Origin of the sequence: Agrobacterium vitis, from assembly GCF_014926405.1 — a bacterium.
Lineage (GTDB): Bacteria > Pseudomonadota > Alphaproteobacteria > Rhizobiales > Rhizobiaceae > Allorhizobium > Allorhizobium vitis_H.
Genome location: NZ_JACXXJ020000005.1, coordinates 305749 through 327476 on the forward strand (window position 1 = coordinate 305749; position 21728 = coordinate 327476).

General features: G+C 57.7%; 22 protein-coding genes. 3 read left to right on the forward strand and 19 right to left on the reverse strand.

Going from position 1 to position 21728, the window contains the following annotated elements:
* Positions 1 to 33: 33 nt before the first annotated feature.
* Positions 34 to 627: a hypothetical protein gene (locus IEI95_RS12470; protein ID WP_194416494.1), complete on the reverse strand. Its 594-nt coding sequence runs from the start codon at positions 625 to 627 to the stop codon at positions 34 to 36.
* A gap of 749 nt (positions 628 to 1376) precedes the next feature.
* Here IEI95_RS12470 and IEI95_RS12475 point away from each other — a divergent pair.
* Both IEI95_RS12475 and IEI95_RS12480 read left to right on the forward strand, forming a co-directional pair.
* Complete coding sequence (locus tag IEI95_RS12475) at positions 1377 to 3188, forward strand: potassium/proton antiporter (RefSeq protein WP_156535959.1); 1812 nt, start codon at positions 1377 to 1379, stop codon at positions 3186 to 3188.
* A gap of 137 nt (positions 3189 to 3325) precedes the next feature.
* Complete coding sequence (locus IEI95_RS12480) at positions 3326 to 4198, forward strand: MBL fold metallo-hydrolase (protein WP_194416495.1); 873 nt, start codon at positions 3326 to 3328, stop codon at positions 4196 to 4198.
* Positions 4199 to 4215: 17 nt separating this feature from the next.
* Here the strand turns inward: IEI95_RS12480 and IEI95_RS12485 are convergent, their stop codons facing one another.
* Entirely contained in the window at positions 4216 to 4719 is a 504-nt protein-coding gene (locus IEI95_RS12485) for a pyridoxamine 5'-phosphate oxidase family protein (RefSeq protein WP_194416496.1), read from the reverse strand.
* A gap of 264 nt (positions 4720 to 4983) precedes the next feature.
* On the opposite strand from IEI95_RS12485, the gene IEI95_RS12490 reads away from it, so the two are divergent.
* Positions 4984 to 5730, forward strand: coding sequence for a YebC/PmpR family DNA-binding transcriptional regulator (locus IEI95_RS12490; RefSeq protein WP_015917027.1), 747 nt, complete (start codon positions 4984 to 4986; stop codon positions 5728 to 5730).
* Between the two features lie 98 nt (positions 5731 to 5828).
* Here IEI95_RS12490 and glmM read toward each other — a convergent pair whose 3' ends face one another.
* From glmM to IEI95_RS12575, 17 genes are all read right to left on the reverse strand, one after another.
* Complete coding sequence (gene glmM, locus IEI95_RS12495; protein WP_156535957.1) at positions 5829 to 7181, reverse strand: phosphoglucosamine mutase; 1353 nt, start codon at positions 7179 to 7181, stop codon at positions 5829 to 5831.
* A 269-nt stretch (positions 7182 to 7450) separates the two neighbouring features.
* Complete coding sequence (ftsH, locus tag IEI95_RS12500) at positions 7451 to 9379, reverse strand: ATP-dependent zinc metalloprotease FtsH (RefSeq protein ID WP_041698195.1); 1929 nt, start codon at positions 9377 to 9379, stop codon at positions 7451 to 7453.
* Positions 9380 to 9502: 123 nt separating this feature from the next.
* Complete coding sequence (gene tilS / locus IEI95_RS12505; protein WP_194416497.1) at positions 9503 to 10792, reverse strand: tRNA lysidine(34) synthetase TilS; 1290 nt, start codon at positions 10790 to 10792, stop codon at positions 9503 to 9505.
* Between the two features lie 59 nt (positions 10793 to 10851).
* Positions 10852 to 11853, reverse strand: coding sequence for a tol-pal system protein YbgF (gene ybgF, locus IEI95_RS12510; RefSeq protein WP_156535955.1), 1002 nt, complete (start codon positions 11851 to 11853; stop codon positions 10852 to 10854).
* Between the two features lie 216 nt (positions 11854 to 12069).
* A complete protein-coding gene (gene pal / locus IEI95_RS12515) occupies positions 12070 to 12603 on the reverse strand; it encodes a peptidoglycan-associated lipoprotein Pal (protein ID WP_015917022.1) in 534 nt (177 codons plus the stop codon).
* A gap of 231 nt (positions 12604 to 12834) precedes the next feature.
* A complete protein-coding gene (gene tolB, locus IEI95_RS12520; protein ID WP_015917021.1) occupies positions 12835 to 14142 on the reverse strand; it encodes a Tol-Pal system beta propeller repeat protein TolB in 1308 nt (435 codons plus the stop codon).
* 52 nt (positions 14143 to 14194) lie between these two features.
* Positions 14195 to 15364: a cell envelope integrity protein TolA gene (gene tolA / locus IEI95_RS12525; protein ID WP_071206551.1), complete on the reverse strand. Its 1170-nt coding sequence runs from the start codon at positions 15362 to 15364 to the stop codon at positions 14195 to 14197.
* A gap of 9 nt (positions 15365 to 15373) precedes the next feature.
* On the reverse strand, positions 15374 to 15832 hold the full coding sequence (gene tolR, locus IEI95_RS12530; protein WP_015917019.1) for a protein TolR: 459 nt from the start codon (positions 15830 to 15832) through the stop codon (positions 15374 to 15376).
* 49 nt (positions 15833 to 15881) lie between these two features.
* Positions 15882 to 16601, reverse strand: coding sequence for a protein TolQ (gene tolQ, locus IEI95_RS12535; protein WP_015917018.1), 720 nt, complete (start codon positions 16599 to 16601; stop codon positions 15882 to 15884).
* Between the two features lie 474 nt (positions 16602 to 17075).
* Entirely contained in the window at positions 17076 to 17525 is a 450-nt protein-coding gene (gene ybgC / locus IEI95_RS12540) for a tol-pal system-associated acyl-CoA thioesterase (RefSeq protein ID WP_156535954.1), read from the reverse strand.
* An 11-nt stretch (positions 17526 to 17536) separates the two neighbouring features.
* The gene (locus IEI95_RS12545; protein WP_156535953.1) at positions 17537 to 18097 is read right to left on the reverse strand and encodes a DinB family protein; all 561 of its coding nucleotides are present in this window, start codon (positions 18095 to 18097) and stop codon (positions 17537 to 17539) included.
* Positions 18087 to 18596 (reverse strand): NUDIX hydrolase, encoded by a 510-nt coding sequence (locus IEI95_RS12550; RefSeq protein WP_156535952.1) that lies wholly within the window; start codon positions 18594 to 18596, stop codon positions 18087 to 18089. Before IEI95_RS12550 ends, IEI95_RS12545 begins: the two co-directional genes overlap by 11 nt.
* On the reverse strand, positions 18593 to 19051 hold the full coding sequence (locus tag IEI95_RS12555; RefSeq protein WP_234624530.1) for an NUDIX hydrolase: 459 nt from the start codon (positions 19049 to 19051) through the stop codon (positions 18593 to 18595). Before IEI95_RS12555 ends, IEI95_RS12550 begins: the two co-directional genes overlap by 4 nt.
* 49 nt (positions 19052 to 19100) lie before the next feature.
* Positions 19101 to 19991 (reverse strand): metallophosphoesterase, encoded by an 891-nt coding sequence (locus IEI95_RS12560; RefSeq protein ID WP_156535950.1) that lies wholly within the window; start codon positions 19989 to 19991, stop codon positions 19101 to 19103.
* The gene (gene ruvB, locus IEI95_RS12565; RefSeq protein ID WP_015917012.1) at positions 19988 to 21031 is read right to left on the reverse strand and encodes a Holliday junction branch migration DNA helicase RuvB; all 1044 of its coding nucleotides are present in this window, start codon (positions 21029 to 21031) and stop codon (positions 19988 to 19990) included. The genes IEI95_RS12560 and ruvB overlap by 4 nt, the downstream gene beginning before the upstream one ends.
* Positions 21028 to 21426, reverse strand: a complete 399-nt coding sequence (locus IEI95_RS12570; RefSeq protein WP_156535949.1) for a type II toxin-antitoxin system VapC family toxin — start codon at positions 21424 to 21426, stop codon at positions 21028 to 21030. Before IEI95_RS12570 ends, ruvB begins: the two co-directional genes overlap by 4 nt.
* Positions 21423 to 21683 carry an AbrB/MazE/SpoVT family DNA-binding domain-containing protein gene (locus IEI95_RS12575; RefSeq protein ID WP_060718209.1) on the reverse strand — a complete coding sequence of 87 codons (261 nt, stop codon included), beginning with the start codon at positions 21681 to 21683 and terminating at the stop codon, positions 21423 to 21425. Before IEI95_RS12575 ends, IEI95_RS12570 begins: the two co-directional genes overlap by 4 nt.
* Between the last annotated feature and the right edge of the window lie 45 nt (positions 21684 to 21728).

The window sequence follows — 21728 nt, forward strand, 5'->3', positions numbered from 1 at the left end:
CTAGCAATACTTAAAGATCTCTTATAATTTCGCTTATCGAGTTTCGTGAGGAGGATTTGCATAGTTGTGGCGCGTCATAAAGGAAATTACCTTGTTAACGGCATCTGAGTGGTGCGACTGAATGAAAGCGAGCCAACCATTAGGAATGAAATAGTACGCCGCAGCCAGAGAAAACGCGATAAGCAGCAAATAAAGGTTTTGAATAACGATGTGCATTTCCCATTCGATATCTTCTGGTCCAACTGTATACCATCTTACGGCTTCAATAGAAAATTGTAATGCACAAAATACACATATGCTCTTAATAATAAAAATAATTGCAAAGTTGGTGGATGCGACAATGAAATATGGCGTTTGCGCACAACCAAAAATTCCACTTATTATGTAACTAAATACTTGAGGGATTATTATTAGTCCGATTAATAAAAATATATTAATTAATTCATGCCATAAATTTCCAGACGTTGAAATATACCATTGACTAAGCGCTTCTATAAACCCATTTGTCTCTAGTTCGGATATATATTTGACATTGAGAAACCCATCATCTAGCCCATATACGCCTTCGACCATATATAGCGCGATGGAGCAAGTGTACAATGACAAGAAAAACGCCAGCCACATCATGTAAACTTCAGTTGGGTGATAAACTCGTAATATTATATTTGTTGTAACTAAGCCAAATATTATAAGTAATATTGAAAACACATATGTTGATTCTCCGTATGACGGATTGAAGTAAACTGTTAATATAAACAAAAATACACTCATAAATATAATTATTAAAATTTTTATACTTTTATACCTTCTGAATTGATTAGAATTGGAGAGTGCCGCGAGCCTATTCGTCATAAAGTCCTCAAGTACGTTGCGCTTTATCGTCTTGCCACTGTAAACGGGTATAAAGCTGAGTTGCAACCTCTATAAGGTTTGTTTCGAAATCGCGTATTCTACGACGGGATGATTTTGAGCAATGTCTCCTGTTGGCCCTAAACCGCTGTTCCATAGAGCTATCTCGGTGTCACTTGCCATCCAATCCCGCTCGCGTCCTCTCCCAGCAGAGAGGTCCTGCCAAGCACTCCACGCCAAACCACCCCCCACCACACGCCGCCCGCCATTTTCCCCGGTATCGCCATAATTCGTTTTGTAATTTCGCCCCAGTCTGATCAATAGTATTGCTGAGGAAATTCAAGGCGATTCTGCCGCCATTGCCTCCCGCTCCGTCTGTCTCGACCGTCTGGCCTTTGGCATCAGAGGTCTGCCGTTCGGCGCCATGGTGCGCAGGCCGTTGCTGGTGGAGCGATGTCTTTGGGCTGAGTATCGCGCCAGGCAAGGGCGAAGGCCAGACTGGGGCGAAGGCCAGAAAGGGCGAAGGATTGGAACATTTCTACATCGTCACGCTGGTTCTGACGGCGCTGATCCTGTTTGCGGCTTTTTCCAGCCTGATCGCCTTTCGCTTTGGCGCGCCGCTGTTGCTGTTGTTTCTGGTGATTGGGTTGATGGCCGGGGTCGATGGCCTTGGCATTCATTTCGACAATCATTCCGTTGCCTATACCATCGGCTCTCTGGCGCTGGCCGTTATCCTGTTTGATTCCGGCTATACAACCTCGTTGCAATCCTTCCGCCAAGCGGCAGCACCGTCGATCATGTTGGCGACGGTCGGGGTTTTGTTAACGGCGGGTCTGTTCGGTCTGCTGGCCACCTGGCTTTTGAAATTGTCGCTGCTGGAAGGCATGCTGCTTGGCTCCATCGTCGCCTCCACCGATGCGGCGGCGGTGTTCTTCCTATTGCGCATTGGCGGCATCAATATCCGCGACAAGGTGCGCTCCTCGCTGGAAGTGGAATCCGGCACCAACGATCCTATGGCGATCTTTCTCACCCTGGCGCTGGTGCAGATGGTATCCACCGGCAAGGATCATACCGGTCTCGACTGGAGCCTGCTGCGGATGTTCGTCGAGCAGATGGGCATGGGCCTGGCGCTCGGGCTGATCGGCGGGGCGATGATGGCGATGATCGTCAAGAAGATCCCGATTGATCGCGGCCTGTTGCCAATCATCGTGCTGGCCATGTCGATGGTGATCTTTTCCTATACCGGCGCCATCGGCGGCAGCGGCTTCCTGGCTGTCTATGTCGCGGGCATCTATGCCGGTAACCGCAAGATCCCCGGCAGCGCTTCCATTGCCCGCTTCCAGGAGGGCATGACCTGGCTGGCGCAGATCATCATGTTCCTGGTGCTGGGTCTTTTGGCCACGCCGTCGCATTTCATCAAGATCCTGTTTCCGGCTGTGGTTCTGGGCCTGTTTCTGGTGTTTATCGCCCGGCCAGCGGCGGTCTGGCTGTGTCTCATTCCCTTCGATTATACCCATCAGGAAAAGCGGTTCATTTCCTGGGTCGGCTTGCGCGGCGCGGTATCCATCCTGCTCGGCATTCTGCCGATCCTCGGTGATCTCAAGGGTGGCGAAGTCTATTTCAACACCGCCTTCATCGTGGTGATGATTTCGCTGCTGCTTCAGGGCTGGACCATCAAGCCGATGGCCAAGCGGCTTGGCCTGATCATCCCGCCGCGCATCGGCGCGATCGACAAGGTGGAGCTGGACCTGCCGGGTGCCGCCCATCACGAGCTGCTGTCCTACCGCGTCGTGGCGGGCAGTCCAGTGCTCAGCGGCGCGCGCATTCCGCGCTGGGCCATGCCATCGCTGGTGATCCGCGATGGCAAGTCGATGCGGTTTCAATATGCGGGGCGTCTCAGGGAAAACGATCAGGTCTATCTGTTCATCGCCCCCGGTTACTCGCGGCTGCTCGACCGGTTGTTTGCCAGCAAGGCGCCTGTCGATGAGGACGATAGCGAGTTTTTCGGCACCTTTACCATTTCACCCTCGCGTCCCGCCGCCGAACTGGATGCGGCCTACGGGCCCGGGCTTTTGAACGAGACCGACCGGCAAAAAACCGTTGGCGAACTGATGGAAGCGCGCCTCGGCGGCAAGGCCGAATATGCCGACCGGGTCCGTCTTGGCCATCTGATTTTGATCGTCCGCGATCTCGGCGAGACCGGCCATATTTCCTCCGTGGGCGTCTCGATGGAAGCTGTCGCGCCAACCGATAACGCGCCCGCCTTCCTCAGCCTGACGGGCATGGCCCATTGGCTGGCGGGCCTGCGCCATAAGCTGCGGGCGGCTGTGCAAAAGTAGCGGCCAAGACCGACCCCGATGCCGTATCGCATGGGCCGGTCACATTTCAGCATAAATTCCATGCGGCGCTTTTATACGGCGCATTCTTCGGTTACTTTGGTGTGCATGATGCAACGCTGGCAGGAGCTGAGGCGGGCATGATGACGCGAATGCTGGTGATCTTCGGTATTCTCAGCCTTCTTCCGGGCTTTGCCCTGGCGGATGACAAAAGCTCTGCCGCCCGCCCTGCCGTTAGCCGTCCCCCTGTCAGCCAATGCCAATTGGTGGCCAACCAGCTTCCCGGTGCTCGGTTTTCTAATGCGCAATTTGCCAGCGCTGACACGGATAAGGGGCCGCTGCGCCTGGCGGCCCTGGCGGAAAACGTCACCATCACCTTTCTCGGTCATTCCACCTTCGAGATTGAAACGCCGCAGGGCCTGACGATCGATACCGATTACAGCGGATACCTGCGCTCCGCGCGGACACCGGATGTGGTGACGATGAACAAGGCCCATTCCAGCCATTATACGCTGTCGCCCGACCCTGGTATCGCCCAGGTTCTGCATGGCTGGAACGATGCGCAGCCGGGGGAGCCGGTTCACCACAACCTTGTGGTGGGCGATGCCTATATCCGCAACGTTCCCACCGATATCCGCAGCTGGGGCGGTGATTTCGAGCCTAATGGCAATTCGATCTTCATTTTCGAGGTCGCCGGGCTGTGCATTGGCCATCTCGGTCATCTACATCATGAATTGACGGACAAACAATTTGCCGCCATTGGCCGGCTGGATGTGGTGATGGTGCCTGTCGATGGCGGGCTGACGCTGGGCAGCGACAGTATGAGCCGAATGGTAAAACGGCTGCGCTCGGCACTGATCTTGCCCATGCACCGGCGCGGGCCTATCGTCAATGATTTTGTTGGGCTATTCGGTCCAGGTTTTGATGTCAGGATTGTGGAAACCAATGCCGTGACCGTTTCCATGCGCAGCCTGCCGAAAAAGCCGCTGATCCTGGTGCTCAGCGGCTTTTGAAGGGCAAATAATATCCGTTAGGCGAAGGTCAGATGGTGATGCTGTCCCACATCCGGTAGTTTTTCGCCGTCAATGTTGGCCTTGGCGATTTCCCAGCCGAATTTCAGTGGATTGCCGGTAGAGGCCCAGACTTCGGCATCGTCGATATGCAGGGCGAGCATGGTGAGATCAGGGTCTTTCTTGCCGTTGTGATACCAGGCCTCGACCACCGAACTCCAATATTCATCGATCTTGCTCGGATCGCGGCGCACATCGATAACGCCGGACAGGCTGGCATGGTAATCGTGGTTTTTGCCGACCACGCAGAAATGCGCCCGGCTGCCGGGGCGGATATTCTGGACAAAATCTGAATCGGTCCGGGTGAAAAACCACACTGTATTGGTTTTCGGATCCCCGTAAGGCGCCATCGGCTGCATATGCGTGGTGGAGCCTTCCAGGCCGAGCATGCCGGCATGAATGGCTTCGATTTCCTCCCAAAGCTGGCGGGCGGGCTCTTCGCGGGCTTGCGTGAGATTAACCATTGGCTTTCCTCTCTTCTCGCTGGTGTTCTTCAGCAGGGCAACGGAAGGAAAGCCTTATTGTTCCAGGGCAGAAGGGCTCTTCGCAGCTTCGCCCCCCTTGAATGGCAAGCCACAGGGCCTTATAAGGGCGCCAATTCGCGGCTGCATGGGCATGCGAGCTCAATCCGGTTCGAAATCATGCAGCAAAGAGAGAGCGTTAAAGCGCGCCTGACGGATCACAACAGATGCCGCAGGATGCCACAAATCAGATGTCGCAGGGGTGCCATGGCCGGCCATTCACAGTTCAAAAACATCATGCATCGCAAGGGCAAGCAGGATTCCGTGCGATCGAAAATGTTCTCCAAGCTTGCCCGTGAAATCACGGTGGCGGCCAAGGCTGGCTTGCCCGATCCGACCATGAATGCCCGCCTGCGTCTGGCCATCCAGAATGCCAAGGCGCAATCGATGCCGAAAGACAATATCGAGCGCGCCGTCAAAAAGGCATCGGGCGTCGATGGCGAGAATTACGAAGAAGTCCGCTACGAAGGCTACGGCCCGGGCGGCGTCGCGGTGATTGTCGAAGCTCTGACCGATAACCGCAACCGCACAGCCTCCAATGTCCGCTCGACCTTTTCCAAGGCCGGTGGAGCACTGGGGGAAACCGGATCAGTTTCCTTCTCCTTCGATAAGGTTGGCGAAATCACCTATAAGGCCAGCGTTGGCGATGCCGATGCGGTGATGGAAGCTGCCATCGAAGCCGGTGCGGAAGACGTGACCAGCGACGAAGACGGCCACACAATCATCTGCGGTTTTGAGGACATGAACGAAGTCTCCAAGGCGCTGGAAGCAACGCTTGGCGAAGCCGAATCCGTCAAGGCCATCTGGAAACCGCAAAACACAGTGCCTGTCGATGAGGACAAGGCTCAGTCGCTGATGAAGCTGATCGAGACGCTGGAAGACGATGATGACGTGCAGAACGTCTATTCGAATTTCGAGGTCTCGGAAGAGGTGATGGCGAGGCTTTCGGCCTGATGCAATCCATGCCGCGCTGTTGAAAGCGTAGAATACAACGCAATGCAAAAAGCCCGGCGATGGATTAGCCGGGCTTTTTCAGTTGCAATGATGAGGTTTTACGCCGCTTCGCGGCTGTTGGCGATCACGCCGATCAGGTCGTTGACGATGCGCTCGATCTGGCTGCGGTCGTCGCCTTCGGCCATGACACGGATCAGCGGTTCGGTGCCGGAGGGGCGGATCACCAGACGGCCATTGCGGGCCAGTTCGCTTTCGGCATCGGCAATGGCCTGACGCACGAAACTGTCTTCCAGCGGCTTGCCGCCGGAAATGCGGACATTGCGCAGCAATTGCGGCACGGGGTCGAAGCGGTGGCAGATCTGGCTGACCGTTTTGCCGGTGCGCTTCACCGCTGCGAGGATTTGCAGGGCGGCAACCAGACCGTCGCCGGTCGTGCCGAAATCCGACAGCACGATATGGCCGGACTGTTCGCCACCAATATTGTAATGGTTTTGGCGCATATGCTCGACCACATGGCGGTCGCCAACCTTGGTGCGGGCCAGCGTCAGGCCCTTACCGCCCAGAAAACGTTCGAGGCCGAGATTGGACATCACGGTGGCGACAATGCCGCCGCCTTTCAGGGTCTGGTCATTGGCCCAGCTTTCGGCAATGACGGCCATCAATTGATCGCCATCGACGATGGCGCCGGTTTCGTCGACGATAATCACCCGGTCGGCATCGCCATCAAGCGCGATGCCGATATCGGCGCGCACTTCATGGACTTTCTTTTGCAACGCAGCCGTATGGGTGGAGCCGCATTCGAGATTGATATTGATGCCATTCGGCTCATTGCCGATGGTCACCACTTCAGCACCCAATTCCCAAAGGGCCGTCGGGGCGACCTTATAGGCGGCACCATTGGCGCAATCGATGGCAATCCGCAGCCCGCTCAACGTGACATCGCGCGGCAATGTGCGTTTGACGAATTCGATATAGCGATAGATGTCGCCATCGACGCGCTTGGCCCGACCGATATCCTCGGCCCTGGCCAGGGGGAGGGGCGCTTCCTGGTTCAGCAGGGCTTCGATTTCAGCTTCCAGCTCATCGGACAGTTTGTAGCCATCGGGGCCGAATAGTTTGATGCCGTTATCGGCAAAGGGATTATGCGAGGCCGAGACCATGACGCCGATATCGGCGCGCAGCGAACGGGTCAGCATGGCCACAGCCGGTGTCGGGATCGGGCCGAGCAGAAACACATCCAGCCCTGCGGCGGTAAAGCCGGCCACCAGCGCCGTCTCCAGCATATAACCGGAGAGGCGGGTATCCTTGCCAATCACCACCCGGTGACGATGATGGCCGCGACGGAGGATGGTACCGACGGCAATGCCGACCTTCATGGCGAGATCCGGCGTCATGGGAAAGACATTCGACTGTCCGCGAATACCATCGGTTCCGAAATAACGTCGTGTCATGATGTCTCCTGAGGTCCAAAGCTTTTTCGCCGTCTTTAGCGCGCGAAATGCTCTTTTCTTTGTTTTTACGCATCGCATTGACCGGCAATGCCTATGTGCGCAGGCCGTCCGCCGTTCATTCATCGCTCATCGCATGTTTTAACGGCGCATTCACTTAAATTACCGTCAACATTGATTATAACCCGTTACCACATAAAAAAACCGCCCGTTCAAAGGGCGGCTTTTCGTTCTGTGACCGATATCAAGGTCTTTTTACGAGACTTGGCGGATCAATGCGCTTGGGGTTCCAGTCCGGCTTCCGGTTCGCCGCCCTTAGGCGCGTCCTTCTTACCGGTGGAGGGAACCGCAGAGCTGCGGGTTGGGCCATCTTCACCACTGTCGCGTGTTGGCTTTTCGCCACGGATCAGCGCCTTGATTTCTTCACCCGACAGAGTTTCATACTCCAGCAGGCCTTCGGCCAGAATAACGAAGGCATCATGCTTCTCGGTGATGATACGACGGGCCTCGGTATAGGCTTCGTCAATCAGCCGGCGCACTTCGGTGTCGATCTTCTGCGCGGTCGATTCCGAGACATTCTTGCTCTGGGAGACAGAATGGCCAAGGAACACTTCCTGCTGGTTTTCACCATAGGCAACCTGACCGAGGATATCGGAAAAGCCCCATTGGGTCACCATGGCGCGGGCAAGTTTGGTGGCCTGCTCGATGTCTGAAGACGCGCCGGAGGTGATGTTTTCCTTGCCGAAGGTGATTTCTTCGGCAACACGGCCACCCATCATGATCACCAGACGTGACACCATCCACTTGTAGCTCATGGAGTAGCGGTCGCCTTCCGGCAATTGCATGACCATGCCAAGGGCGCGGCCACGCGGAATGATGGTTGCCTTGTGCAGTGGGTCGGCGACCGGCACGTTCAGCGCTGTAATCGCATGGCCAGCCTCATGATAGGCGGTCAGCTTCTTTTCGGCTTCGGTCATGGCGGAGGAACGGCGTTCCGCACCCATCATGATCTTGTCCTTGGCGTCTTCAAATTCGGCCATGGTGACGACGCGCTTGTTGCGGCGCGCAGCCATCAGAGCGGCTTCGTTAACAAGGTTCATCAGATCCGCACCGGAGAAACCGGGCGTGCCACGGGCGAGAACCTTGAGATCGACATTGGGAGCCAGCGGCACGTTGCGGGCATGCACCTTCAGAATGCGCTCGCGACCGATAATGTCGGGGTTTGGCACCACGACCTGGCGGTCGAAACGGCCTGGACGCAACAGGGCAGGATCGAGAACGTCGGGACGGTTGGTGGCGGCAATCAGGATGATCCCTTCATTGGCCTCGAAGCCGTCCATTTCGACCAGAAGCTGGTTCAGCGTCTGTTCGCGCTCGTCATTGCCACCGCCGAGACCCGCACCACGATGGCGACCAACAGCGTCGATTTCGTCGATGAAGATAATGCAAGGCGCGTTCTTCTTGGCCTGTTCAAACATGTCACGCACGCGGCTTGCGCCAACGCCGACGAACATTTCAACGAAATCAGAACCTGAAATCGTGAAGAACGGCACATTGGCCTCGCCTGCGACCGAGCGGGCCAGCAGGGTTTTACCGGTGCCGGGAGGGCCGACCAGCAGCACGCCGCGCGGAATTTTGCCGCCGAGACGCTGGAATTTCTGCGGATCGCGCAGGAATTCAACGATTTCCTCAAGATCCTGCTTGGCTTCGTCCACGCCAGCCACATCTTCAAAGGTGACGCGGCCATGTGCTTCGGTCAAAAGCTTGGCCTTGGACTTGCCAAAGCCCATCGCGCCGCGCGAACCGCCCTGCATCTGACGCATGAAAAACAGCCAGACGCCGAGAATGAGCAGCATGGGCAACAGAGTGCCGAGATAGCTGAGGAAGCCGGAAGACCCGTCGGACTCGGGACGAGCAACGATCATCACATTCTTGGTTTGCAGTTTTTCAAGCAGATTGTCATCCACGACCGGAGCATAGGTCTGGAAGGCGGCGCCGTTTTCGCCATAGCTGCCGATGATTCGGTTACCGGTGACGGTGACGTCGCGAACGCGGCCCGAATCAACTTCACGCAAGAATTGCGAATAGGGAATCTCGCGGGAACTTGTTTGCGACGGAGACGTCTGGAACATGCTGAACAGCGCGACCAATAGCAAAGCTATGATCGCCCACAGCGCGAGATTTCTAAAATTTGGGTTCATCGAACTCCCCAGAAAAAATGTTCGGCGCATGAAAACGCCGTATCGTCGGACAGTAACATAGGTTTCCTGAAGCGCCTTGCCAAGGCAAAGCGCGGCCCCGACTTCGTTTTCCGTCAATAAGATTTAAAAACAGGGTGATAAAAAGCCTGGTGCGTCGAAAAGACCCGCCAAAGCCACGGCGAGCGGCCAGTCGAACCCCGGGAGAAACCCCTGGTAGGGGGCAATCACAGGCGTGGCGTGCAGGTTTGGACCGATCCCGGGGAGAGATTGGCGTGCCAGCGCTGCCAGTGAAACGGGCATGGACGAGGTCGGCAGGGTGGGGGATGTCTGATCTGTTTCGGTTCCACCCGGCTGCACCGGGCTTTCCGCCCGGCCGATATTGCTGATGTGCCAGCGGCCGTCCCACAGCACAGTCTCTCCTGGTTTCACAATACCATGCGGCAGATTGCGCCCTTCACGTACCAGATAGATGCCGTGGCGATGACGATGTGCAAGGCAGCGGCCCAGTGTCAGTCTGGCGCCAGGCGGCTGTTGGCAAAGGGCGATAAGCCGCACAAGCGCGTCCTGCCCTGGTCCATGCGGCTGGCCTCCTACAGTTGCAATCAGCGCCTGCAAGGCATGGCAAAGGATTGCTCGGGGCGCCTCTAACAGGGCGTTGTCGATATCAACGAGCCCCGGCAGAGGCATGGTGGCATGGGTGGAGACCAGCGTGGCGGCCTGTTGCGACAGAGACAGGCGCTCGTTGTGTGGCATGCCGATCTGCGGAGCCGTTGTGAGGTGGGCTCGGATCCGGGCGCGCTCATAGGCGATGTTGTCATTGCTGGGATCATCGATCCAGCCAAGTTGACGAGACTGCAAGAATGCACGGATTGCCTGGCGGCGCGAGCGCAGGAGCGGTCGGGTGATCCAGATGGAATTTTCAAACAGGACAGAGCAGGCCATGCCCGCAAGGCCGGTCGCCTCAGGATTTCGGCTGCGTTCCGCGCGCATGGCGATGGTCTCAATCTGATCGTCGGCGGTATGGCCGGTCAGGATGGCGGCAGCGCCGATCTCCTTGGCGATGCCGGCCAGCAGCTGGTAGCGGGCGGCCCGGGCGGCGGCGGAAATCCCTGATTTCGGCTTATCGTCTGCCCAACGGCGGATCTCATGGGGAATGCCGAGCCTTGCGCAAAGCGCTGCAACCGTTTCGGCTTCTGCGGCGGAGCCATCGCGAAGACCGTGATCGATGGTGGCGGCGTGAAGGGTGACGGTTTTTGCTGGCATGGCGTGCAGCTGCTCGTGCAGCGCAAGCAGCAGGCCGGTCGAGTCGCTGCCGCCGGAAATTGCCACCAGAAGGCGCAGGGGGTGGTTTATTCTGTCGAGGAAAGCGGCAATGGCGGCGTCAGGAGGGACGGCGGATAGAGTGTCCGTCATGAAATCGCCCAGTCGGTCGTGGCCCGGAAGCTGTGGTTCCAAACCGGTGTCGGGCAGCATCAGCAAGCCAGGCGCTTCTGCTCGCTGGCGGCCTTGTTCTGGACGGCCTTGGAGGCGTCGGGATAGCGCTTGTTTACCTCGCGCAAGGTGGCGCAGGCGGTGTCCTTGTTGTCGAGGGCCGCCAGCGACATGCCGAGTTTCAGCAGCATTTCCGGTGCCTTGGGGGTCTTCCCATAGCTCTGGTAGGCTTTGAGGAAAGTCTCAGCCGAATCCTTGTAGCGAGCCTGCGAATATTGCGCTTCGCCCAGCCAGAAATTGGCGTCGGCGGCCTTGCCGCTTTTCGGATAGCGGCTGATGAAATCGCGGAATTCCCCTTCCGCCGCCTTGTAGTCACCCGACAGCACATGGCTATAGGCGATCTGATAGAGATCCTGCTCGCCGCCGAGCGACGCGGTTTTGGTTCCGCCCTGGCCGGCAGGTGCCGTACCCGGCAGGGTGCTGGCGTTGGAACCTGCCGAACCATTGACGCTGGCGCCGACCGGATTGCCGCTGTTGTCCATTTCGATCGAGCCCAGCGTCATTTCACCGGGGGCAGCGGAGCGACCGCCGCCAGCCGGGCTTGTTGCCTGGCTGCCAGCGGTTTCTCCGATGATCTGGCCAACACCGTCACTGCCACCAGCCGGCTGGCGCGCCGCTACCGACGGGCTGGCCTGGCCGGGGGAGCCTGCGTCACTTCTTTTTTTTTCCAGCTCCTGGAATCGGAATTCGTTGTCTTCCTGCGCCTTGCGGATGGTTTCCTGCATTTGCAGCAGCTGGTAACTCATGTCCTCGATCCGGCCGTTCAACTGGCGAATCTGGTCCTGCAATTGCTGGACTTGAACGATGTCACTGCCCTGCTGCTGGACCTGCTGCACTGGCATGTCGCTGACTGGCGCTGGCGGCGTGTGCTGGCGTTCGAAAAGCGAAAAGGCCAAGGCACTGCTGCCCGCTTGGACTCCGAGGATTGGGGGGGCGAGAATTGCAGTCATTCCCACCATCCCGGCCACGACAAGTCTCTTCATCGATGTGGTTCCTGTTTTCCGTGTTATTGCCCGATTGATGTGCGCCCGTCAGGCTTTGCTGTCGAATATCGACCGTCAAGCCTGCGATGTCTGCCAATAAAGCTTTTCTCTGTTCTTTGCAAAAAGCAACCGAGTTCGGCCAAAGTGTGAAGAAAACAAAAGGGCGGCCCGAAGACCGCCCTGTTTCTGTCATGAATGCAGGCACGATTTCGTGAATTACATTCCGGAGCCGCCGAGAACCGTCACGGCGCGGCGGTTCTGCGACCAGCAGGAAATATCGTCGCAGGTGGCGACCGGACGTTCCTTGCCGTAGGAAATCGTCTTGATGCGGTTGGCCGGAATGCCGCGCGACACGAGATAGGCCTTGGTGGAGGCGGCACGGCGGGCGCCGAGCGCCAGGTTGTATTCGCGGGTGCCGCGTTCGTCGGCATGGCCTTCGACTGTGATCGGATACTGCGAATAACGCTGCAACCATTGAGCCTGGCGGTCCAGCGTCTGCTGGGCGTCGGCGCGGATCGAGGTTGAGTCGGTATCGAAGAAGATCCGGTCGCCGACATTGACGGTGAAGTCCTGGGTGGAGCCGGGTGTTGCAGCCCCTGCGCCGCCAAGGCCAAGCTCGGACGCGCTATTGGGCATGTTCTTCTTGGAAGCGCAGCCAGCCAGCGCCAGCGTCATGGCGAGAGCGAGAATGGCGGGGTTGCTGGCAAGCTTTTGCATGCGGCTCATTACCGGGGTTACAGTGCGGCTCATGGCCGATCTCCTTGCAAGTAGTGTGGGGCAGTCATTGTGCAGTGATGGTGGGCAGCCGGTTGGGCGGTCCGTGTGAGCAGTGCCGATTGACACTGGTGTCAATCGTGGTTGCCGAACTCTAATCAATCCTGGTTAACCAGAAGCAAACGGTCATGGTTAATCTTTACTTAATTCACGACCGGTCATCAAATGCAATCGCCTTCCGGCGGGAGCCGGAAGGCGATGAAAGTGCTATTCGAGAAGCGGCGACCAGGCTGGGTCGGACGCAAAGCTCGGTGTTTTGACCAATTGTTCGTTATAGCCGGTCAAGTCGATGGAATAGAGCTGCGGTCCACCGGAGCCCGCCGCCTGGCGGAAGAACATCAGCACGCGGCCGTTCGGCGCCCAGGTCGGGCCTTCATTATGGAAGCCGGTGGTCAGAAGCCGCTCACCCGAACCGTCCGGCTTCATCACGCCGATCGAGAATTTTCCGCCCGATTGCTTGGTAAAGGCGATCAAGTCTCCGCGGGGCGACCAGACCGGGGTGGAGTAGGAGCCTTCGCCAAAGGAAATGCGGGTCTGGCCGGAGCCGTCGGAATTCATCACGTAAAGCTGCTGGCGTCCGCCACGGTCGCTCTCAAACACGATTCGGCGTCCGTCCGGCGCATAGGACGGCGAGGTATCGATAGCCGCCGTGCTGGTTAGCCGCGTGGTGGTGCGCGAGCGCAGGTCCATCGTATAGATGTTACTGTTGGCGTCCTGTTGCAGGCTCATGATCACCCGCTGACCGTCCGGCGAGAAGCGCGGCGAGAAGGTCATGCCGGGGAAATTGCCGACCACTTCGCGCTGTCCGGTTTCCAGTTGCAGCAGGTAAACGCGCGGCTGGTTGCCCTCGAAGGACATATAGGTCACTTCCTGGCGGTTCGGCGAAAAGCGCGGTGTCAGCACCAGGTTGGCGGTGTTGGTCAGCATGCGGACGTTTTCGCCATCCTGGTCCATGATGGCCAGCTGGCGCTTGCGGTCGGTCTTGGTGCCGCTTTCGGCCACGAAGACGATGCGGGTATCGAAATAGCCCTTTTCACCGGTGATGCGCTCATAGATCGCATCGGCGATGATATGGGCGACGCGCCGCCAGTTTTCAGGCTGGGTATAGAACTGCTGGCCGCTCATCTGCTGGCCTGCATAGGTATCCCACAGGCGGAATTCGGCGCGCAACCGGCCATCGCCTTCCTGGGTGATGCGGCCGACCACCAGCGCCTGGGCGTTCAACACCGTCCAGTTCTGCATGTTGGGGGCCTGATCGGGATTGATCTGCTTGTCGATGAAGGCGCCGTGATTGACCGGGGCGAACAGGCCGGAGCGTTTGAGGTCCGCCTCCACCACGGCCGAGATCTTCGCGCCGATGCCATTGGCCGACAGGAAGTCGGGAATGGCGATCGGCATCGGCTCGACATTGCCCTTATTGATGTTGATCTCGACCAGCGCCATGGCCGGCGTGGCAAAGGCGCCCGCCATGCCGACGAGGACGATCAGGATACGCAGGAGTGAGAATGTCTTCATAAGGGCAAGCCTTTCAGCTTCTACATGAATTCGTGTGGGCATGAATTCGCTTTTACATGAATTCGCTTGGATCGAAGTTGACGACAACCTCGGACCAGGCATCGTATTTTTCAACGGGCAGGTTCTTGAACGGCACGGATTTCAGGATAGCGCGGCGTGCGCTTGAGATCATCACCTGCTGGGCGCTGGGCGATCCGCCGGTGGCCGTCACTTCCGGCTCGCCGATCAGATTGCCACTCTCGTCCAGTTTGAAATGGGCGCGGATCACCATGCCCTGGGCATCGCCCATGCCTGACAGCACCGACCAGTTGTTCTGGATTGCGCCGCGCAGGGCGTCCATTTCACTCTGGCTGAGTGTCGAGCCGCCCGTGGTCTTCTTGCCGCCCAGCGCCGCCTGTTCAGTGGAACGCTTGGCGCCACCACCAGCGGCATCGGTTTTGTTGAGCAGAGCGGCGATCTCATCGGCGTTGAAATCGCTTTCCTTGGAGGATTTCGCCTTCGCCGCCTGCTGGTTCTTGTCAGCCTTCTTCACATCAGGCGCCTTGGCGGCCTCGGTCTTCGGCTTGGCTTCCGTCGGCTTCGGCTCAGGCGTCTTGGTCTCCGCAGGCTTTGGCGGCTCCGGCTTCGGCTTGGAGGCGGGCAGGGGGACGCTGGTCGGCAGCGGAATGTCCTCGGCCTTGGCGACTTCCTGGGGCTTGGCTTCCGGCTTCGGCTCTGGCTTGGCCTCCGGCTTTGGCGGCTCTGGCTTCGGCGGTTCAGGCTTTGGCTCGGGCGTCGGGGTCGGCACGTCCTTCGGCAGGGGCACGGCTTCCTTGGAAGGGGCTACCGCCGTCTCTTCCTTGGCAATTTCCTTGACGTCATTGGTTTCGTTGTCCTGCGTCGGCAAGACCTTGTCGACCTTTTCAGGAGCTGCTGCCGTTTCCTGCTGCGACGGCTTTTTCGACGGCGTCGGCGGGGTCTTCATGTCGACTTCGTTGTCGCCCATGTTTTCCGCGTTCTGAACGGTGCTCGGCTTCTTGGTCGGGGTGGGTGCCGATTTTTCACGCTTCGGCGCTTTTTTATCACCCTGCTGGATCTGGGTCAGTTCCGAGATCGGCACGATATCGACGGGCAGGGCCTCGACATCGGCGACTTGCATGGGCGCAGGCGCGCTGATCGTCACCAGCGCCATGGCCAGCAGCGTTGCGTGCAAAATCGCAGATGTGACGAGACTGCCTTTCATTTCGAAAGATCACTTGTCCTGTTCTTGCAGGGTCACAAGGCCGATATTCTTGTAGCCAGCCGAAGAAATGCGCGCCATGACCTTCATGACCGTGCCATAGGCAGCAGCCGTGTCGCCGCGCACATAAATGCGTTCATTGTAACCTGTTGTTGCAATAGCCTGGAGCTTGGGAACGATTTCCTCAAGCGGGATCGGGCTTTCCTGCAAATAGATTTCGCCAGCCGGATTGACCGAAATGGTGATTGGCTGCGTATCGGAATTCATGGCGCTGGCCTGGGTTTCCGGCAGGTCGATCGGCACGCCAACCGTCATCATCGGTGCCGCCACCATGAAGATGATCAACAGCACCAGCATGACGTCGACGAGCGGCGTGACGTTGATTTCGCTGACGGGACCGCGTTTGCCGCCCCGGCGCCTGCTGCCGCGACGGCCACCGCCACCTCCATTTGCTCCTACCGACATGCCCATCTGATCAATTCCTTTCGCCGACCTTGCCCAGTCGTCCTAGACTGGAGCCTTATTCCGCCGCTTGGCGAGGCTGGAGCTTCTCATCGATCTGTCGCGACAGTATGGCGGAAAACTCGTCGGCAAAGCCTTCCATGCGCGAGGACAGCTTGCCCGCTTCGCCGGAAAACTTATTGTAGGCGATGACGGCTGGAATAGCGGCGACCAGACCGATGGCTGTTGCCAGCAGCGCTTCGGCGATACCGGGGGCAACGACCGCCAAATTGGTGGATTTCGAACCGGCAATCGCCTGGAACGAAGTCATGATACCGATAACCGTGCCGAACAGGCCGATGAAGGGACCAGCCGAACCGATAGTGGCCAGCGAGCCAAGACGGGCTTCGAAATGTTCGGCCTCGCGCGCCATGGTGACATCCATCGAACGGTCGATACGCATCTGCAAGCCGATGGGCGAACGTGCGCCGCGCTCAAAGCTCTTCTTCCACTCCCGCATGGCGGAAACGAAAATAGCCGCAAGCCCGGTATTGTTGCGCTCGGCCAGCGTGCGATACAATTCTTCCAGCGACTGGCCGGACCAGAACACCTGCTCGAACTGGTCGAACTGGCGGCGTGCCTTGGCGAAGCTGACATATTTGTCGATGACGATTGCCCAGGTCCAGACGGAGGCGCCCAGAAGCCCGATCATCACGATTTTCACGACCCAGCCGGCCTGCATGAACAGGGCCCAAAGGCTTACGTCGTGGCTTGCGGCTGCCAATCCTACTTGTTCCATCGCTACCGTTCCCAAAATCCAGACGCCCGGACGTAAAGAGACCGGGCGGATTTACAGCGTTATTTGCGCATCACGCGGGCTTGCGCAAACAACGCTGTAACAAATTCGTTTTTCTATGCAATCATATCTGCACTATCCGGCAGTGTGATCGATCATGCACTTGTATGACTGATGTGCCGATAGGCGCGGTGGCGTTTCATCAACGCGATCCGCCATCCCCAAAGCACCCAGCCTGCCTTTTTGCCGCTAAATTTGGTCAAAGGAAGGCGTGCGGCGCACAAAGCACCGCAAGGTTAGTAAGACATCATTATTGTTAACGATAGGTTATCACAGCCTATCCAATAATCGCCGCTGGCCGCCTGCAAATGGCAATTTCTGTGCTTGCCTGATGCGTCAGCATTTTCGAACGAAAAACCGCTCCGGTTCTCGAAATCACCATTTTCGCCAGGCCAGCAGCAATTCTTGACCAGACTGTCAGCCGGGTGTGAAGCCGAGGAACTTCTCGGCAATCGTCTCGGGCAGGCGGCGCGGGCGCCCAAATTTGTTAACGACGGCAATCACCACTTTTGCTTCGATCAACCGGCGGTCACCGCTATGAATGGTTTGCCGCAGCACCATCTTGGCACCCCCTGCTTTTTCGGTGATGGTCTCGATAACAAGGATATCATCCATCCGCGCCGGGCTTTTGAAATCCAGCTCCATGCGATGTACGACGAAAACCAGCCCTTCCTCATCGGCATTGATCAGCTCGCTCTGTTCGCAGCCCAGGCAGCGCAGGTAATCTGTGCGCCCGCGCTCAAGAAAATGCAGATAGCGGGCGTGATAGACCAGACCGGAAAAATCCGTGTCCTCATAATAGACCCGCTGGATGAGACGATGGCCGCCTTCGATCAGCTGGCCAGAAAGGGAAAATTCATGGGTCATAGTTTGCCTTTTCAATGACCGAGATCGGCTTCGGTCCAACCTAGCTTTCGCATGTCGTCGGCGCGGTCACGGAAATCTGTCGCTGTTATGAACTCATCGAGCTGCGGCGGCTTGACGCTGGTGCCAGTCAGCATGGCATGGACCTGACCGCGATGGTGGGTTTGGTGGTGGAACAGGTGGAAAAGAAGATCGTCACACCGTTCAATTTGCAGCCTCGTTCCGCGATGCACTGTGACGTCTTGGGCAAGCGCGTCAGCGGTGAGGGCATCGCATAGGCTTAGAAGACGCTGATCGACAGCGGATTGGGCCTTTTGCAGGGTATCAATCGTTTCAAAAGGCTCTTCATTGTCAAAGGCCGCCGGACCAAGCGTGCCGCCTTCCAAGGCGTCCACATAGAACCAATCGACGGTCAGAATGTGGTTGAGCGTTGCCTTGATGGACGGAAAAAAACTGGTGCGCGCAGCTTCAAACTCGCCCGGTTGAAGCTGCGCACAGGCACCCAGCAATCTGGCATTGGCCAAGATATTGTTACGGGCCATTTTGCGAAAGATACGGCAGGGATCAATGGTCATGGCTGTCCTCATCCACAATCAAGTGTTCAACGCGTTCGGGAAGATTGCCCATGAAGCGACCCAGGAATGCGGGCCTGACATCATAGGTCTTGAAGGCGGCAGCTGTTGCGGGAATCCAGCGAAACAGAACTTCCGTTGGCCCATCAATCACACAATGCACAATGTCATATGGGTGGAAGGGCAGGGGTTTTTCGACTTTCAACAGATAGAAGAAACCGAGCACGTGGGCTTTATAATCACCAACGGAATAGAAATTTTCGACTGTCCAAAGCAGACGCTCAATCTTGACGGTGCGGTTAATCTCCTCGTGCATCTCACGGATGATTGTTTGCTCACTGTTTTCGCCAATCTCGGCGCGACCACCGGGCAATGACCAATAAGGATTGTTTGCACCCTTTTGCACCAGCAGATGATCGTTTTGCAGGATCACGCCAGCCACCCGGAAGGTAAACAATTGCGGCTTTTTATCCAGCCGGATCATGTGGCGTTCAAGGGTCATTTGTCGTCCAGATTGCTATCGTTCCACGCCAGATGGCGTGATGTTCGGGGCAGGTTTTCAATCTCGTCGGCAATGAAATAGGGTGGAATATCCAGTGCGGTCAACGCCTCTTTGGTGGCGCGTGCCCATTTGAATTCCAGCGCGTTCTTTCCATCCTGGATGCGGTGAATGATGTCCTTCTCGTGGAAGGGCAGGGTGTCTGGCAGGTGCATCAGATAATAATAGCCCAGTTCGTGCCAGTCGCGGCCTTCGTAGTGGAAGAAGTTTTCGACGCTCCACAACAGCCTGTCGATCCTGGCCTCGACTCCGAGTTCCTCGGCCATTTCCCTCTTCAATGTTTCCTGCGAGGTCTCGCCGATTTCGGCGCGTCCTCCGGGAAAGGTCCAGAATTTTTCATGCACGGCGCGATGCACCAGCACATGGCCATTGCGAAAAGCCAAGCCCGCAATGCGCATCTGGAAGATGCGGCTCTGCTGTTTGATGCGGATGCGGTTGTCCGGTTGTTTAGCCAAGATCGATCACCAATATTTCCGGCGGTGAGCCGAACCGGATCGGTGCGACAGAACAGCCAAGCCCGCCCGAGACGATGATATTGCGGCCACTTTCCTCGCGATGGCCATAGACATAGCGTGAGCCGAAGCGCGACGGCACAACCGGCGTCCAGCCGAATAGATTGACCTGCCCACCATGGGTATGGCCCGAAAGCGTCAGCGAGACCCGATCCGGCACGGTGGGGAAAATATCCGGTTCATGGGCTAGCAGGATGACCGGGGCATTGTCGGTCACCTTGGCCAACGTGCCGGGTAGGTCGTCTAATCCCCGCATCCGGTGATTGCCGGTCAGATAGGCCCATTGGTCTTCCAGCCCGGCCACCCAGAAAGGGTGATCGTCTGACCCCAGCCGCACCGCGCTGTTCGACATCGCATTGATACCGACGCTGCGCAGCGCCCGATGGGCCATGGTTTCCGGCAGGCGTTGAAGCTGCGCCTCGCTATCCTGCCACCAATCGTGATTGCCGCAGACGGCATGCACGCCATAGGGTGCTTTCAAGACGGACAGGGCCTTGGACCATTGCTCCGGCGGCACCACGCCTGTCACCAGTTTCATGCCGGACATGTAATCACCCAGCAGCAGGATGACATCGCCGCCCAGCGTGTTGGCATGTTCGCAAATCCGGGCGATCCGCTCGGCGGGCATCCAGGGTTCGCAGGCATGGAAATCGGCAAGCGCGACGATCCGCAGGCTTTGACCCTTCGGCCAGCCGGGCGGGGAGAGTCTGTAGCGGGTGGTTTCCAGCCGTAGCAACGGCTCCACCGCCCCAGCATAGCCGCCAAGCGACAGAATGCCGGCGGCACTGCCTGCCAGCAGCTTGAAAAACGTTCGTCTGGTTATCAATCGTCATCCTCAAGGGTCAGGCGGAACTGCGCGGCCTCCATGTCTTTCGGCGGCATCAGGCCCAGATGTTTCCAGGCAATCGCGGTCAGAACGCGGCCACGCGGCGTGCGCTGGATGAAACCCTGCTGGATCATATAGGGCTCGATAATATCCTCGATGGCGTCGCGTGGTTCGGACAGACCAGCGGCAATGGTTTCAATGCCGACTGGTCCCCCACCAAAATTGACGGCAATCATGGTCAAATAACGGGTGTCGAGCTGATCAAGGCCCATATTGTCCACTAACAACCGCGTGAGCGCTTCATCGGCGATCTCGCGGGTGACGGCAGGGGCGCGGGCGACTTCGGCAAAATCGCGCACCCGGCGGAGCAACCGGCCTGCAATGCGCGGCGTGCCACGGGCGCGCCTTGCAATTTCGCGCGCCCCGTCATCGGTCATGCCAAGCCCCATCAGACGCGCGCCGCGCCGCACGATCAGTTCCAGCTCCTCGACCGTATAGAAGGACAGCCGCACCGGAATGCCGAACCGGTCGCGCAACGGCGTGGTCAACAGGCCAAGCCGAGTGGTGGCGGCGACCAGGGTGAATTTGGAAAGGTCGATTTTCACCGAGCGTGCCGCTGGGCCTTCGCCGATGATCAGGTCGAGCTGGAAATCCTCCATAGCCGGATAGAGAATTTCCTCCACCGCCGGGCTCAAACGATGGATTTCGTCGATAAACAGCACGTCGCGCTCTTCGAGATTGGTGAGGAGGGCGGCGAGATCACCGGCCTTGGCGATGACGGGACCGGAGGTCGAGCGGAAATTGACACCCAGTTCCTTGGCCATGATCTGCGCCAGCGTCGTCTTGCCGAGGCCCGGCGGGCCGACGAACAGCACATGATCCAGCGCTTCGCCCCGGTTCTTGGCGGCTTCGATGAAGATCTTCAGATTGGCGCGGGCCTCCGCCTGGCCGGTAAAGTCGTCCAGCGTCTGCGGCCGCAGCGCGGAATCGACGTCTTCGCCGCGCTTTTCCGGGGTGAGGACAGGGTTTTGAGCGCTCATGCGAGGAGTTCCATATGGGGGACGGTTCGTGCGGCTTTCCTGTCGAATGTCATGGTCGTCCGGCACCCAAACTCCCTGTTCTTGAGAGCAATGAAAATATCGGCAAATTCCTCGCTGCTGCGATCCATTTCATCCAATGTCAGTTCTATGAGATTTTCGTCTTCAAGCACAAGATTTTCAGAATCGAGAAATCCGGACAGGATGATCCTCAATTCTTCTTTTGACATCTTGACCTTTCGGCGCGCCGTCCAGATGAATTCCAGCAAAACCGCGCTATTGACGAAGCCGGGTTGGTCCTGTGTCAGGCTGTCGGCCAGCGCAAGCGCCTGTTTTGTTTGAATGTCATCGTCCTGCATGGTGAGACGCAGCAGAATATTGGTGTCGATGCCGATCATTCTCGGCCCATCACGTGGTCCACGATGGCGTCGCCGATCGCCTCATCCATCTCTTCGATCGTCAGGGTGGGCATGCCGGGACGATGCAGGATACCAGCCAGATCGATCAATCGCTTGTTCTTGGCTTTCAGCGTGACTTCGCCGTTTTTCACCACGTAGCGAATCCGGTCGCCGGGCTTCAGCTTCAACAGCTCCCTGATTTCGGCTGGGACCGTGGTTTGACCTTTGGAGGTCATCGTTGCGTAGAAGACGTTCATGCGGACCCTCCTGGTCTGACCGGCTAAAAAATTCCTTACTTTTCC

What these genes read in the sequence shown, in the direction of transcription:
- IEI95_RS12480 (WP_194416495.1), top strand. Translation starts at nt 3,326, where the DNA reads ATGATGACGCGAATGCTGGTGATCTTCGGTATTCTCAGCCTTCTTCCG.
- ruvB (WP_015917012.1), bottom strand. Translation starts at nt 21,031, where the DNA reads ATGAGCGCTCAAAACCCTGTCCTCACCCCGGAAAAGCGCGGCGAAGAC.
- IEI95_RS12575 (WP_060718209.1), bottom strand. Translation starts at nt 21,683, where the DNA reads ATGAACGTCTTCTACGCAACGATGACCTCCAAAGGTCAAACCACGGTC.
- IEI95_RS12490 (WP_015917027.1), top strand. Translation starts at nt 4,984, where the DNA reads ATGGCCGGCCATTCACAGTTCAAAAACATCATGCATCGCAAGGGCAAG.
- tolA (WP_071206551.1), bottom strand. Translation starts at nt 15,364, where the DNA reads ATGAAAGGCAGTCTCGTCACATCTGCGATTTTGCACGCAACGCTGCTG.
- ybgC (WP_156535954.1), bottom strand. Translation starts at nt 17,525, where the DNA reads ATGACCCATGAATTTTCCCTTTCTGGCCAGCTGATCGAAGGCGGCCAT.
- pal (WP_015917022.1), bottom strand. Translation starts at nt 12,603, where the DNA reads ATGAGCCGCACTGTAACCCCGGTAATGAGCCGCATGCAAAAGCTTGCC.
- ybgF (WP_156535955.1), bottom strand. Translation starts at nt 11,853, where the DNA reads ATGAAGAGACTTGTCGTGGCCGGGATGGTGGGAATGACTGCAATTCTC.
- tolQ (WP_015917018.1), bottom strand. Translation starts at nt 16,601, where the DNA reads ATGGAACAAGTAGGATTGGCAGCCGCAAGCCACGACGTAAGCCTTTGG.
- IEI95_RS12570 (WP_156535949.1), bottom strand. Translation starts at nt 21,426, where the DNA reads ATGATCGGCATCGACACCAATATTCTGCTGCGTCTCACCATGCAGGAC.
- ftsH (WP_041698195.1), bottom strand. Translation starts at nt 9,379, where the DNA reads ATGAACCCAAATTTTAGAAATCTCGCGCTGTGGGCGATCATAGCTTTG.
- tolB (WP_015917021.1), bottom strand. Translation starts at nt 14,142, where the DNA reads ATGAAGACATTCTCACTCCTGCGTATCCTGATCGTCCTCGTCGGCATG.
- glmM (WP_156535957.1), bottom strand. Translation starts at nt 7,181, where the DNA reads ATGACACGACGTTATTTCGGAACCGATGGTATTCGCGGACAGTCGAAT.
- IEI95_RS12550 (WP_156535952.1), bottom strand. Translation starts at nt 18,596, where the DNA reads ATGACCCTTGAACGCCACATGATCCGGCTGGATAAAAAGCCGCAATTG.
- tilS (WP_194416497.1), bottom strand. Translation starts at nt 10,792, where the DNA reads ATGACGGACACTCTATCCGCCGTCCCTCCTGACGCCGCCATTGCCGCT.
- tolR (WP_015917019.1), bottom strand. Translation starts at nt 15,832, where the DNA reads ATGGGCATGTCGGTAGGAGCAAATGGAGGTGGCGGTGGCCGTCGCGGC.
- IEI95_RS12470 (WP_194416494.1), bottom strand. Translation starts at nt 627, where the DNA reads ATGATGTGGCTGGCGTTTTTCTTGTCATTGTACACTTGCTCCATCGCG.
- IEI95_RS12555 (WP_234624530.1), bottom strand. Translation starts at nt 19,051, where the DNA reads ATGCGCATTGCGGGCTTGGCTTTTCGCAATGGCCATGTGCTGGTGCAT.
- IEI95_RS12545 (WP_156535953.1), bottom strand. Translation starts at nt 18,097, where the DNA reads ATGACCATTGATCCCTGCCGTATCTTTCGCAAAATGGCCCGTAACAAT.
- IEI95_RS12485 (WP_194416496.1), bottom strand. Translation starts at nt 4,719, where the DNA reads ATGGTTAATCTCACGCAAGCCCGCGAAGAGCCCGCCCGCCAGCTTTGG.